Raw genomic sequence first — 13,147 nt, 5'->3', positions numbered from 1 at the left:
GGATCAAAGCCATGAACGTTTCCGTAGCCAAACCGCCGATCGCGACCTCGGTCTCGAAAGCCCCAGCGCAAGAGTCCGTTGGCGACGCCATCGCGCGCGCGCTCGCCGATATGGGCGTGACCACCGCCTTCGGCGTCATCTCGATCCACAACATGCCGATCCTCGACGCGATTGCACGGCAGGGCCGCATCCGCTTCGTGCCGGCGCGCGGCGAGGCCGGCGCCATGAACATGGCCGACGCCTACGCCCGGGTGTCGCGCTCGATCGGCGTCTGCTTCACGAGCACCGGCACCGCGGCCGGCAACGCAGCCGGGTCCCAGGTCGAGGCGCTGACCGCAGGCTCGCCGGTGCTGCACATCACCACCCAGGTCGACCGCGAGTTCGTCGATCGCGACCGTGCCGCCATCCATGACGTGCCACGCCAGCCCGACATGCTGAAGGCGATCAGCAAGTCGTATCTGCGCATCTGGGAACCCGCGGCGGCGATCGAGACATTGCTGACCGCCGTGCGACACGCGCTCACCGCCCCGACCGGGCCGGTCACGCTGGAAATCCCGGTCGACGTGCAACGGACCGAAATCCCGTCACGCACCCTGTCCGGGGTGCCCGCCATCCCGGCGGTGGTGCCCGACGGCGCGCAGCTCGATACGCTGGCGCAGCGCGTGCTGAAGTCGCGGCGGCCGATGCTCTGGCTCGGCGGCGGCGCGCGGGGCGCGGCGGCAGCGGCGAAGGCGTTGGCCGATCGCGGCTTCGGCATCGTGACCAGCACACAGGGCCGCGCCGTGGTGCCGGAAAGTCACGGCCACAGCCTGGGCGCATTCAACATGACGCCAGCAGCTGAGGCCATCTACCGCCAATCCGATCTGATGATCGTGGTCGGCTCGCGGCTGCGCGGCAACGAGACCAAAAACAATCGCATGGTGTTGCCCCCGCTGGTGCAGATCGATGCCGAGCCGGGACAAGGCGCGCGCAACTACCCGGTCGATATGTTCATCAACGGCGATGCGCGGCTTGCTCTCGAAGGCTTGTTGAGCCGCCTGCCGGCGCGGCTCGACACCGATGCGGCCTTTCTCGAAAGCTTCGCCGCCGCGCGCCGCGACGGCGAAACCGCGCTTCGCGCCGGCCTTGGCCCCTACGGTCCGCTGGCCGACGAGCTCAGCCGCCGCGTCCATGACGAGGCACGCCCGTGGGTGCGCGACGTCACCATCTCCAACAGCACGTTCGGCAACCGTTACGTCCGCCTCGCGGCGCCGCATCTCGGCGTGCACGCGCTGGGCGGCGGCATCGGCCAGGGCATCGCCATGGGGATCGGCGCCGCGCTGGCCGGCGTTCCGGCCAAGACCATCACGCTGCTCGGTGACGGCGGCTCGCAATTGATGATCGGCGAGCTTGCAACAGCGGTCGAGTCGAAAGCCAATCTCGTCTTCGTCCTGATGAACGACCGCGGCTACGGTGTGATCCGGAACATCCAGGACGCACAGTACGGAGGCCGGCATGTCTATGCCGACATCCTGACGCCGAATTTCGCGCTGGTCTGCCAAGCGGTCGGTCTGCCTCACATGCTGGTGCGCCACATCGGCGATTTCAGCGCGACGCTGCAACGCGCGCTCGACACGCCAGGCCCATGCCTGATCGAAATCGACATGGTGGCGATCGGTCCGTTCAGCCAGAGTTTCGCCGGCCCGCCGGCCGGCGCCGCAGGAAAGCCAGCATCATGACATTGCAACGACTCGGCATCATCGGAGCGGGCGGTATCGCCAAGGTGGCGCTCTCCACGCTCGCGCGCGACCAGGCGGCGCCTCTGGCGCTGACCTCGATCCTGGTGCCGCCTGCGTTCGCGTCGCAGGCAACGGCGCTGCTGGACAGTTTGGGCGATGGCCTCGCGAAGTCGCGCGTGGTTCGGACCGACCTCGCTGCATTCCTCGACGACAAGCCGCAGGTGGTTGCCGAATGCGCCTCGCACACGGCTGTGCAGGAGTTCGGACCGCCGATCCTCGACGCGGGATGTGACCTGATCGTCGTGTCGATCGGCTCGCTCTCGGACGACGCGCTTTTCAACAAGCTCGAACGCGCAGCAAAGAACGGCAAGAGCCGGCTCGTGCTCGTGTCCGGCGCGATCGGCGGCATCGACGCGCTGGTTGCGGCGCGGCTGTCCGGCCTGGAATCGGTGGTGTACACCGGCCGCAAGCCGCCGAATGCCTGGCGCGGAACGCCGGCCGAAAAGCTGGTCGATCTGGCGGGCCTCAAAGAGCCGGTGACGTTCTTCGAAGGCACGGCGCGAGCCGCCGCGCAGGAGTATCCGTTCAACGCCAACGTCGCCGCCACGCTCGGGCTCGCCGGCATCGGCTTCGAGGCCACGCGGGTGCGGCTGGTCGCCGACCCGGGCGTCAGCCGCAACGTGCACGAATTCGCGGTGCGGTCGGGTTGCGGCGATTTCAGCATCAAGCTCGAAGGCCGGCCGTCCCCCGACAACCCGAAGACATCGCTGATGGCGGGTTACAGCGTGGCGCGGGAACTGCTCAACCGCGTCGGCACGGTCGTCATCTAGGAGGCCGCGATGGATCAACCGACCCTGCAGCACGACAAGCTCTACATCGGCGGCGAATGGCGGCGCGGCCGCGGCGCCGAGATCACCTCGAACTTCCCCGCCGACGGCTCGCTGAACGCCCACCTGCCCGGCGCGTCGCTGGAGGACGTCGACCTCGCCATCGAGCGCGCCCAGGACGCCGCGGCCGATCCGGCATGGCGGCACCTGCTGCCGCACGAGCGCGCGTCCTATCTCTATCGGATTGCAGACGGCATCGCGCAAAGCGCCGACCGCATCTCGCAGGTCCAGTCGCGCGACACCGGCAAGACGCTGACCGAGACGCGCGCGCTCGCGATGAGCGCCGCCGGCACCTTCCGCTACATGGCGGCGACGCTCGAGACCATGGAAGATGCGCTGACACCGTCGCGCGGCAACTTCCTGACCATGTCGGTGTACGAACCGCTCGGCGTCACCGCCGGCATCACGCCGTGGAATTCGCCGATCGCATCGGACGCGCAAAAGGTGGCGCCGGCTCTCGCGGCCGGCAATGCGATCCTGCTCAAGCCGTCGTCGTGGAGCCCGCTGGTCTGTCTCGAACTGGCGCGGGTGATCGAAGCCGCCGGCCTGCCGAAAGGGCTGTTCTCGACCTTGCCTGGCGCCGGCTCGATCGTCGGCGAGCGGCTGGTCACGCATCCCGCCATCCGCAAGGTGTCGTTCACCGGCGGCACCGAAACCGGACGCGACATCGCCCGCAAGGCCGCCGACAAGCTGATGCCGGTTTCGCTCGAACTCGGCGGCAAGTCGCCGGCCATCGTCTTTGCCGACGCCGATCTCGATGTCGCATGCGCCGGCGTGATGTTCGGCATCTTCTCGTCCACGGGCCAGTCCTGCATCGCTGGCTCGCGGCTGTTCGTCGAGCGCAGCATCTACGACGCCTTCGTCGCCAAGCTCGTCGCTGCCACCAAGCGGTTGCATGTCGGGCATCCATTCGAAGCCGCGACTCAGGTCGCCCCGCTGATCCGGCCGAAGCACCGCGACGAGGTGGAAGGCCATGTCAAACGCGCCCGTGACGACGGCGGCGTGATCCTGACCGGTGGCGAACGGCCTGCCGGCGTTGACTATGCCGGCGGCACTTACTACCTGCCGACCATCATCGCTGGGCTCGATAACACCGCCAGCCTGTGTCGCGATGAGGTGTTTGGTCCGGTGCTCGCGGTTCTGCCGTTCGACGACGAAGCCGACCTGATCCGCCAGTGCAACGACAACAGCTACGGCCTTGCCTGCGGCATCTACACCGGCGACTTCCCGAAGGCTTGGCGGGTGGCGCGGGCCATCGACACCGGCACCGTCTGGATCAACACCTACAAGCAGTTCTCGATCTCAACGCCGTTCGGCGGCACCAAGGACAGCGGGCTCGGGCGCGAAAAAGGGCGGGACGGCATCCGCGCCTGGATGGCGCAGAAGTCGCTCTATTGCGACTTGAGCCAGGCGCCGCACCCGTGGGCGAAGAAATCGCTGTGAGGCTGCGATGAGCGAGATGGTCAACGCAGACAAGCCATCGACCGTGGCGGCACCGCGCCCCGGGGAACAGACGTTGCAGGTTCGCCTGCGCGCGCTGATCTGGGAAGCGCCCGGCGTGCTGTCGCTGCAACTGACCGCGGCCGACGGCGGTCCGCTGCCGCCCTTCGAGCCGGGTGCGCACATCGACCTGAAGCTGCCCAATGGCACTCTGCGGCAGTATTCGCTGTGCGGCGATCCGAACGACACCTCGCATTATCGGCTTGGCATCCGCGCCATTTCCGGCGGCCTGTCGTCGACCTTCGTGCACAAGGCGCTGCGTCCCGGTGAACTGCTGACCGTCAGCACGCCGCGCAACAATTTTCCGCTGGTCGATTCCAAGCACTACATCTTCGTCGCCGGCGGCATCGGCATCACGCCGTTCATCCCGATGATGCGCGAAGCGAGCGCCAAGGGCCGGCCATGGACGCTGATCTACTGCAACAAGCGCAACCAGGACGCGCCGTTCCTGGCCGAGATCAGGACGATCGGCGGCGAGATTTCGCTGCATTCGTCCGAGGCCGGCACCCGGCTTGATGTGGCCAAGCGCTTCAGCACCGTCGAGCAGGACGCTGTGGTCTATTGCTGCGGCCCCGAAAGCCTGATGACCGCGGTCGAGGAAGCCACCAAGGACTGGCCCGAGGGCACCGTTCACTTCGAATGGTTCGCGCCGCGGAGCCGCGCGTCCGACCAGCCGGACGGCAGCTTCGAGGTCGTGTGCCAACAGTCGGGGATCACCGTGACGGTGCCGGCCGACAAGTCGATCCTGGAGGTGCTGGGCGAGAACGGCATCGAGGTCCCGCGCTCCTGCGAGCAAGGCGTGTGCGGCACCTGCGAATTGCGCGTGATTTCCGGCGAGGTCGATCACCGCGACAGCATTCTGTCGTCGTCGGAGCGCGCCGCCAGCGCCACGATGATGGTGTGCGTGTCCCGCTCCAAGGGCCCGCGGCTGGTGCTGGACGTTTGAGACAAGGATCGCGATCCGTGACGACAGTGAAGCAACCACCCCGTATCGACCAGGTTTCGGCGCAGCCGTCGCCACGTCGGACACTGTGGTCCGCTGTGCGCACGGCCTGCGCCGCGATCGCGCTCACGCTCGCCAGCGCTGCGCCGAGTGCTGCCCAGGGCGAATTCCGGGTGACATTGCTCGGCACCGGTACGCCGGTGCCGTCGGCGGAGCGGTTCGGCTATAGCACGCTGGTCGAAGCCGGCAGCCAGAAGCTCGTCTTCGATTTCGGACGCGGCCTGACCATCCGCCTCGCGGAGCTTCAGATTCCATTCGGCAAAATCAACGCGCATTTCCTGACGCACTTCCATTCGGACCATCTGGTGGGCCTGCCGGATCTCTGGCTGACCGGCTGGCTGCGACCACCCTACGGCCATCGCGACAAGCCGTTCGAGATCTATGGTCCGCCGGGCGTCGCCAAGCTGACCAAGGGACTGACCGAGGCGTTCAGCCGCGACATCGAAATCCGCAGCGAAGACGAGCATGACCCCGCGGAGGGCATCGCGTTCGATCCGCACGAGGTGCAGCCCGGCGTCATCTATGACGTGGACGGCGTGAAGGTGACCGCGTTCGCCAACGATCATGGCCGGCTCGTGACACCGAGCTACGGCTACACCATCGAATACAGCGGGCACAAAGTGGTGCTGTCGGGCGACACCCGCTACAGCGCCGAGGTGGCGGCGCAAGGCAAGGGCGCCGACCTTCTCATCCACTGCGTCACCGTGATCCCGGACGACCTTTTGAAACGCATCCCGGCCTATCAGGCCATCTATCAGCATCTGTCATCGCCGGAGGATGCGGCGAAGGTGTTCGCCGAAGCGCGACCCCGGCTCGCGGTGTACAGTCACATCGGATTGAACGGCGACGCGCGTGTCGAGGATCTGGTTGCGCGAACCCGCTCGGTATACGATGGGCCGCTGCAGGTCGGCCACGATCTGATGACGATCACCATCGGCGATCAACCCGTCGTCACGGAATCGCCGGCGAGGCCCGGGAACCGATAGGGACCACGTGCGGCTACGTCGCGCGTCGCGCGATCCGGCCGACAGCAAAAGCAGGAGGCGCCGATGTCGGATTATCATTTTCCCTACCTCAGCCCGCGCCAAACGCGGACGGGCGAGCCGAACGCCTGGCAACTCGAACTCGCCAACGCGATCGAGGCCGTGTTCACCAAAGGCGCCCAGGAGCTCGACGAAGTCGTGGCGGGCCTCAATCAGTCCCGCGTGCGGCCGCCCAGCGGCGGCGAATGGACCGCAGAAAACTTCAAAGCCGTGATGCACGAGCTCGGAGTCTGACCATGAACGTCGCAACAACCATCGACCGCACCCGCGCCACCAGCACCGCGCCGACCGACCAGCAGGTGCAAGCTTATCTGCGGACCGGGCTCCGCAATCGCTGGTGGCCGATCCTGCCATCGCGTTTCATCGAGGCCGGCGCCAAGCCGTTCGGCATCATGCGGCTGGGCGAGCCGCTGGTGATCTGGCGCGATTCCGCCGGCGCCGTGCATGTCCAGACCGACCGCTGTCCGCACCGCGCGGTGCCGCTGTCGCGCGGCATCAACGAGGGCGACCGGCTTCGCTGCAATTATCACGGCGTCGAGGTCGGCCCCGACGGGACCGTGCTGAAGGTGCCCGGCCAGCCGGGCTGCCCGTTGGAGGGCAAGAAGGCCGTGAAGACCTATCCATCACGCGAGATCGCAGGCGCGATCTTCACCTGGTTCGGCGATGCGCTGCACGAAGATGCCCCGGACTTCGAGCCGCCTGAGCAACTCGTGGCGCCGGAGTATTCCCAATTCCTCTGCTATGCCGACTGGGAGATGGCCTGGCGCTACGCCTACGACAATTTGATGGATCCGATGCACGGCACGTTCCTGCATGCCAACTCGCACACCATGTACCAGGGCGAAACTCAGGCGCACTTCGTGACGCGCGACACGCCGCACGGCTTCTTCTTCGAGAAGGATGGCCAGCGCGATGTCAACTTCGACTGGAGCGAGTTCGTCGATCACGACGCGCTGTATGTGCGCCTGGAAATCCCGTATCCGAAATCGGGGGGCCCGGGAGGCAACTTCGGGATCGTCGGATTCGCAACACCAGCGGACGAGAACAATCTCGCAGCGTTCTTCTGGCGGGTTCGCAAGGTGAGCGGCTGGCAACGCGACACGTGGCGCTTCCTGTACAAGACCAATCTCGAACCGCGCCATTGGCACGTGCTCGAGCAGGATCGCGAAATCCTCGCTGGCGTCAAACCAGGACTGGAGAAGCACGAGATGCTGTATCAGCACGATGCCGGCGTCATCCGGCTGCGCCGCTATCTGGCGCAACAGGCCAGGAAGCAGCTTGTCGAGCTACAGACCGCAGGAAAAGGCTGAGGGATCCACCAGCGACAATCGGGTCACCTCTGATTCAAGATCACCAGAAGGAGCAGGGCCGGCCGAAATCGCCGCCTTGCTCTCTCTCCGGTGCATACTGCCAGCGCGTTGATTGACTTTGCGCGCCTCAAACGCGCGCTCAATTTGAAGGAGCCGAGGAGAACGCTCCGATTAAGTTATTGATGTGATTTCGGTTTAGCGAAAACAATCCTGGTGATCCCGGCAAGACTCGAACTTGCGACCTTCGGTTTAGGAAACCGCTGCTCTATCCAGCTGAGCTACGGGACCATCCGGCAATTACAACAGCTTAGCCAAACACCGTTCAAGCGGGCTTTCGGAGCGCGGGCTCTCGGGCGCCGGGCCTTGTCTGCAAAGCGGCGTGTACCACGGGTCGCACGACCTGCCTAGCGGCGCACCCGGTGAAACACAGCTCGATACGCAATGACGAGAAGCGCGATATGGAAGGGAGCCGACAGGACAAAGCTGCTCCAGAGCGAGCCACTTTCGCCATTGCCAATGTAAGCAACCACCAGCCAGGACAGGTACAGGACGATACACGCCAGAAGCTGGAAGGTGATCTGTCTTTTGGCATCCGAGCGAAACAGCAAGGTGGCCAGGACCAAGCCAGCGACACCGACCCAGCCGATGATCTCGCCCGGGAGCCACCAAGAGTCGGCGCCGCCCATCACGAGCAGGAGGGCCATCGGAACCGCGCCGTGTCCAGCCGCAACAATCGCTATCGAATAGGTGATCAGAACAGCAGCCGCGGTAAGCATGGTGGTGCGCCTGATACGCTTGATATGGCTTTCAGGAGCCCGTTGCTCCCAGCCGAGATTCGGGATCGCGTCTCCTCAAGACATGAACGTCGCCAGTGGGCCGCCGGCTAGGCGAGCCCGTGCTTGCCCAAGAACTCCAGCGTCAGGCGGACGCACTCGTCGGGCTTTTCGATCTGCAGCAGGTGCCCGGTGCCCTCGACGAAGTCGTAGTCGTAGCCGCCTTCGCGGCCAAGCGCCTGGTTGGCCGGGCCCGTGGCGGGCGCGCCCTTGAAGTTCGGGTCGCAACCGATGAGCTTCACCGGCCCGCCGAATTCGGATGCTTTCGGCCAAAGGTCGAGCGTCAATGCCTGCGCATAGATGTTGGCTTCGTTCTCCGGCGCACAGACAAGCTCATAGCCGTTGCCGTCCGGCGACTTGCGCAACACTGATTGCGCCATCAACTCGTGCATGCCGGGCACCCAGTTGCGCGTCGCGCGCGAGGCCCGGTACTCCTCGACCAACTCCTCGACCGAGTTGAACTTGCGCCGGCGGCCTTTCGCCCATTCGGTCAGTTTGTTTTCGAAGATCTCCATCGCCTCGTAGAGCGGATGGCCTTTGAGCGGCACGTCGGGGGGATCGAACAGCATGAGCGCGTCCCAACGCCAGCCGATCTCGATCGCGTGCTTCATCGCGGTGCGCGCCGACATCGAATGGAAGATGCCCGCGGTCTTCTTGGCGCCGAGCTTGGCGTTGACCGCCTGCACCACGCGTTCGAGGTCGTCGGCGAGCTGCCCGTAATTGTGGTTCGACGGCACGACCGGAACGTTGCGGCCGTGGTTGCGGAAATCGAATACCAGCACGTCGAATTTCGCGAGGAGCTGCCGCCAGTACGGATAATAGGCGTCGGCCGCGAAGCCGTTGCCATGGGTGACCAGGAGCCGCACCCCATCCGCCTTGCCGTGCCGGCGCATCAGGATGCGTGCGCCATCGCTCAACGGGACCTCGAAGGTCTCGGTGGGCACGGGAATTTCAAACTGCATCGGCAGACTCCACGAGAGAATGTTTCCGCGCTGGCGCGTTTTCGCAATCCGAACGTTCGGCCAGCATGCGACCAAGAAACCGCCATGCGTTATGGGGACGGCGGCCCACCGGGTCAACGCTTGATTCCCGCCGGAAATCAGGGCTTTGTGTCCCGAGTATCCTTCAAGGTGAGTGCGGTGGCAGAGCGGCTCGGCAAACCTGTGGTTCGCAAGGAAGATCCGGCGCTGCTGTCGGGCCGCGGCCGTTATGCCGACGACCTGCCGGTGCCCCCCGGCACGCTGCACGCCCATGTGGTCCGCTCGCCCCATCCGCACGCCGAGATCAAGAGCATCGACGCCGCAGAAGCCTTGGCCAAGGACGGTGTCTGGGCGGTGATCACCGGCGAGGACATCCGGAAAATCTCCGATCCATTCCTGGTGGCGCTGAAGGCCCCGATCCATCAATGGTCGCTGGCGGTCGAGCGGGTGCGCTTTGTCGGCGAGCCGGTGGCGCTGGTGGTGGCCGAGAGTCGCTACATCGCCGAGGACGCCGCCGAGCTGGTGCAGATCGAATACGAACCGCTTGATGCGGTGATCGATCCGCTCGAAGCGAAGAAGCCTGGCGCGACGCTGCTGCATCCCGAGGCCAAGACCAACGAGGTCTCGGTGCGCGCGTTCCACTACGGCGACACCAAGACGGCGTTCGAACAGGCCGACCGCGTCGTGAAGATGACGGTCGACTTCCACCGGCTCTCGTTCACGCCGATGGAATGCTACGTCTGCGTCGCGACCTACAATCCGGCCGACCGCAGCTACGACTGCATGGCCAACTTCCAGGGACCGTTCAGCACGCACCCCGTGATGGCGAAGGCCTTGCGCGTGCCCGGCCCCAAGATGCGGCTTCGCATTCCGCCGGATTCCGGCGGCAGCTTCGGCATCAAGCTCTCGGTGTTTCCTTATGTCGTACTCGCGGCATTGGCCGCGAAGATCACCGGCCGTCCGGTGAAGTGGGTCGAGGACCGCGCCGAGCATCTGGTCGCGGCGAGCACCGGCCCCAACCGCGTCACCGAGATCGAAGCCGCGGTGACGAACGATGGCAAGATCCTCGGGCTCAAGATGGATCAGCTTGAGGACTACGGCGCGTTCCTGCGCGCGCCGATGCCGGGCCCGCTCTACCGCATGCATGGCGCCGCGACCGGCGGCTATGACATCCCGAACTGCGACGTCGTCAACCGCGTCGTGCTCACCAACAAGATGCCGGCGAGCCTCATTCGCGGCTTCGGCGGGCCGCAGCTCTACCTCGCGCTGGAGCGGCTGGTGCACAAGATTTCGGTCGAGCTCGGGCTCGATCATCTCGACGTCATCAAGCGCAATCTGGTGCCGCCTGAGAAATTCCCTTATCGCGCCGCGGCCGGCGCGCTTTACGACTCCGGCGATTATCCAAAAGCCGTCGAGATCGCGACCGGCGGCGGCCGGCTCGACGACCTGAAAAAGCGCCGCGACGCGGCGCGCGCGGCCGGCAAGAAATACGGCATCGGCTTTGCCGTCGTGGTCGAGCCCGCGATGTCGAACATGGGCTATCTCTCGACGCTCTTGACGCCCGAGGCCCGCGACAAGGCCGGACCGAAGAACGGCGCGACCTCGATGGTGACGGTCAACATCGATCCGCTCGGCGCGGTGTCGGTAACGGCCGACGTGACCGTGCAGGGCCAGGGCCACGAGACCGTGCTGTCGCAGATCGTCGCGGGCGAGCTCGGGCTGCGGCCCGAGGACGTCGACGTCACGCTCGAAATGGACACCGCTAAAGACAAATGGTCGATCGCGGCCGGCACCTATTCGTGCCGCTTCACGCCGGGCACCGCCGTCGCGGCCAAGATGGCCGCGGGGCAGATGGCCGACAAGCTGAAGAAGATCGGAGCCAAGCAGCTCAACGTGATGGCCGAGGACGTGGAGCTCGCCAGCGGCAAGATCCGCAGCATCAGCAACCCGGACAACGCGCTGCCGTTCGGCCGCGTCGCCGGCACCTCGCATTGGTCGCCGGTGATGCTGCCCGACGGCATGGCGCCCGCGCTCAGCGAGACCGGCGTGTGGAATCCGCCGGAGCTCGAGCCGCCGGCGCACGACGATCGCATCAACACCTCGCTGACGTACGGCTTCGTGTTCGACATGTGCGGCATCGAGATCGATCCGATCACCTATCAGGTGAAGGTCGACCGCTACGTCTCGATGCATGACGCGGGCAAAATCCTCAATCCGCTGATCGCCAACGGCCAGATCTACGGCGCGTTCGCGCAAGGCATCGCCGCAGCCCTCTACGAGGAATTCGTCACCAACGAAGAGGGCGCGTTCCTCACCGGCACCTTCGCCGACTATCTGGTGCCGACCGTGAGCGAGGTGCCGAAGGTCGAGCTGATCCACATGGAGTCGCCCACGCCACTGACGCCGCTGGGCGCAAAGGGCCTCGCCGAAGGCAACTGCATGAGCGTGCCGGCTGCGATCGCCAATGCGATCGCCGACGCGCTTGGCGTTGACGACGTCAAGCTGCCGGCGACGCCACGGCGCATCCATGCGCTGATGACGCAGAACGGAACCAAGCAATGAAGCCGCGCCCATTCGACTATGCGCGGCCCGACAGCGCCGAGGAAGCCATCGCGCTGCTCGCCGAATATGGCGACGACGCGCGCGTGCTAGCCGGCGGCCAGTCGCTGATGGCGATGATGAATCTCCGCCTCGCCGATCCGTCGGTGCTGATCGACATCGCGCGAATTCCCGAGCTCGACCAGATCCGCGATCTCGGCAGCCGGATCGAGGTTGGCGCCGCGGTGACGCAGAACAAGCTGCTCTCCTGGCCGAAGCTCGCTGGCAAGCTGCCGCTGGTCGCCGTGGCGCTGCCCAACGTCGGCCACTTCCAGACCCGCAACAAAGGCACGGTCTGCGGCTCGATCGCGCATGCCGATCCGAGCTCGGAGTTGCCGCTGTCGCTGGCGCTTCTCGAAGGCGAGGTGGTGCTGCGATCGAAGCGCGGCACGCGCACGGTCGGCGCCAAGAGCTTCCAGCTCGACATGCTGACCACGGCGCGGGAGCCGGACGAGCTGATCACCGCGGTGCGGTTTCCGATCGCGACCAGCCGCAAGGCGGCATTTCGCGAAGTGGCGCGCCGCCACGGCGACTTCGCCATCATCGCGGTCGGCGCGGTGATCGAGGACGACAAGACCGCGCGCATCGGCATCGGCGGCATCGCCGGCAAGCCTGTGGTGCGGCGCGTGCCGCTCGATGGCGCCAAGGAAGCGATCGGCGAACTCGCCGACGAGCTCGAAGGATACGAGGACCTGCACGCCTCGGCCGAATTGCGCCGGGACATCCTGCGCAATCTGGCTCCGGTGGTAATCGAGGAGGCGCTGGCATGCGCCGCGTGAACAAAGACCAGAAGGTGCGCGTGTCGCTCACGCTCAACGGCCGCAAGCTGTCGGCCGAAACCGAGCCGCGCACCTTGCTCAGCGATTTTCTGCGGCATGCGCTCGGCGCAACCGGCACCCACGTGGGCTGCGAGCACGGCGTCTGCGGCTGCTGCACCGTGCAGATCGACGGCGCGGCGGTGCGCTCGTGCCTGACGCTCGCGCTGCAGGCCGAAGGCCGCGAGGTGCGAACGGTCGAGTCGCTGGCCGATCCCGACGGCAGGCTCAACAAGCTGCAGCAGGCGTTCCAGAATCATCACGCGCTGCAATGCGGCTTCTGCACGCCGGGCATCCTGATGTCGTTCACCGACTATCTCTCGCGGAACCCGAAACCCACCGAGGACGAGTTGCGCGAGGTCCTCAGCGGCCACATCTGTCGCTGTACGGGCTATGCGGGAATCATGGCGGCCTTGAAAGAGGCCGCGGGAATTGGCTGAAGAAATAGCCTGAAGAAGAA

General features: G+C 65.9%; 12 protein-coding genes and 1 tRNA gene. 10 read left to right on the top strand and 3 right to left on the bottom strand.

What is annotated here, in order from left to right; translation table 11 throughout:
• The first annotated feature begins 11 nt into the window (after positions 1 to 11).
• The 7 genes from RHPLAN_RS04260 to RHPLAN_RS04230 all read left to right on the top strand — a co-directional run bounded on the left by RHPLAN_RS04260 (position 12) and on the right by RHPLAN_RS04230 (position 7,461).
• A complete protein-coding gene (locus tag RHPLAN_RS04260) occupies positions 12 to 1,718 on the top strand; it encodes a thiamine pyrophosphate-binding protein (protein WP_068014134.1) in 1,707 nt (568 codons plus the stop codon).
• Positions 1,715 to 2,548 carry an aspartate dehydrogenase gene (locus RHPLAN_RS04255; protein WP_198164705.1) on the top strand — a complete coding sequence of 278 codons (834 nt, stop codon included), beginning with the start codon at positions 1,715 to 1,717 and terminating at the stop codon, positions 2,546 to 2,548. The genes RHPLAN_RS04260 and RHPLAN_RS04255 overlap by 4 nt, the downstream gene beginning before the upstream one ends.
• 9 nt (positions 2,549 to 2,557) lie before the next feature.
• Positions 2,558 to 4,048 carry an aldehyde dehydrogenase gene (locus RHPLAN_RS04250; RefSeq protein WP_068014133.1) on the top strand — a complete coding sequence of 497 codons (1,491 nt, stop codon included), beginning with the start codon at positions 2,558 to 2,560 and terminating at the stop codon, positions 4,046 to 4,048.
• 7 nt (positions 4,049 to 4,055) lie between these two features.
• A complete protein-coding gene (locus RHPLAN_RS04245) occupies positions 4,056 to 5,051 on the top strand; it encodes a PDR/VanB family oxidoreductase (RefSeq protein WP_198164704.1) in 996 nt (331 codons plus the stop codon).
• Between the two features lie 17 nt (positions 5,052 to 5,068).
• Complete coding sequence (locus RHPLAN_RS04240) at positions 5,069 to 6,094, top strand: MBL fold metallo-hydrolase (protein ID WP_198164703.1); 1,026 nt, start codon at positions 5,069 to 5,071, stop codon at positions 6,092 to 6,094.
• A gap of 63 nt (positions 6,095 to 6,157) precedes the next feature.
• Positions 6,158 to 6,385, top strand: a complete 228-nt coding sequence (locus RHPLAN_RS04235; protein WP_068014131.1) for a recombinase-like helix-turn-helix domain-containing protein — start codon at positions 6,158 to 6,160, stop codon at positions 6,383 to 6,385.
• Between the two features lie 2 nt (positions 6,386 to 6,387).
• The gene (locus RHPLAN_RS04230) at positions 6,388 to 7,461 is read left to right on the top strand and encodes an aromatic ring-hydroxylating dioxygenase subunit alpha (RefSeq protein WP_084244281.1); all 1,074 of its coding nucleotides are present in this window, start codon (positions 6,388 to 6,390) and stop codon (positions 7,459 to 7,461) included.
• Between the two features lie 211 nt (positions 7,462 to 7,672).
• On the opposite strand, the gene RHPLAN_RS04225 is transcribed toward RHPLAN_RS04230, so the two are convergent.
• The 3 genes from RHPLAN_RS04225 to RHPLAN_RS40080 all read right to left on the bottom strand — a co-directional run bounded on the left by RHPLAN_RS04225 (position 7,673) and on the right by RHPLAN_RS40080 (position 9,256).
• A tRNA-Arg gene (locus RHPLAN_RS04225) sits at positions 7,673 to 7,749 on the bottom strand.
• A gap of 116 nt (positions 7,750 to 7,865) precedes the next feature.
• A complete protein-coding gene (locus tag RHPLAN_RS04220) occupies positions 7,866 to 8,237 on the bottom strand; it encodes a hypothetical protein (protein ID WP_068014129.1) in 372 nt (123 codons plus the stop codon).
• A 107-nt stretch (positions 8,238 to 8,344) separates the two neighbouring features.
• Entirely contained in the window at positions 8,345 to 9,256 is a 912-nt protein-coding gene (locus RHPLAN_RS40080) for an alpha/beta fold hydrolase (RefSeq protein ID WP_068014127.1), read from the bottom strand.
• Positions 9,257 to 9,403: 147 nt separating this feature from the next.
• On the opposite strand from RHPLAN_RS40080, the gene RHPLAN_RS04210 reads away from it, so the two are divergent.
• From RHPLAN_RS04210 to RHPLAN_RS04200, 3 genes are read left to right on the top strand one after another with little or no spacing between them, the layout of a single operon-like run.
• The gene (locus tag RHPLAN_RS04210; RefSeq protein ID WP_198164702.1) at positions 9,404 to 11,836 is read left to right on the top strand and encodes a xanthine dehydrogenase family protein molybdopterin-binding subunit; all 2,433 of its coding nucleotides are present in this window, start codon (positions 9,404 to 9,406) and stop codon (positions 11,834 to 11,836) included.
• A complete protein-coding gene (locus RHPLAN_RS04205) occupies positions 11,833 to 12,651 on the top strand; it encodes an FAD binding domain-containing protein (RefSeq protein ID WP_068014123.1) in 819 nt (272 codons plus the stop codon). Before RHPLAN_RS04210 ends, RHPLAN_RS04205 begins: the two co-directional genes overlap by 4 nt.
• A complete protein-coding gene (locus RHPLAN_RS04200) occupies positions 12,639 to 13,127 on the top strand; it encodes a (2Fe-2S)-binding protein (protein ID WP_068014121.1) in 489 nt (162 codons plus the stop codon). Before RHPLAN_RS04205 ends, RHPLAN_RS04200 begins: the two co-directional genes overlap by 13 nt.
• Positions 13,128 to 13,147: the final 20 nt, after the last annotated feature.

It is taken from the genome of Rhodoplanes sp. Z2-YC6860, assembly GCF_001579845.1.
GTDB lineage: Bacteria > Pseudomonadota > Alphaproteobacteria > Rhizobiales > Xanthobacteraceae > Z2-YC6860.
Note: the sequence above shows the minus strand (reverse complement) of the source record. Positions and strands in the feature narration are given on the sequence as shown.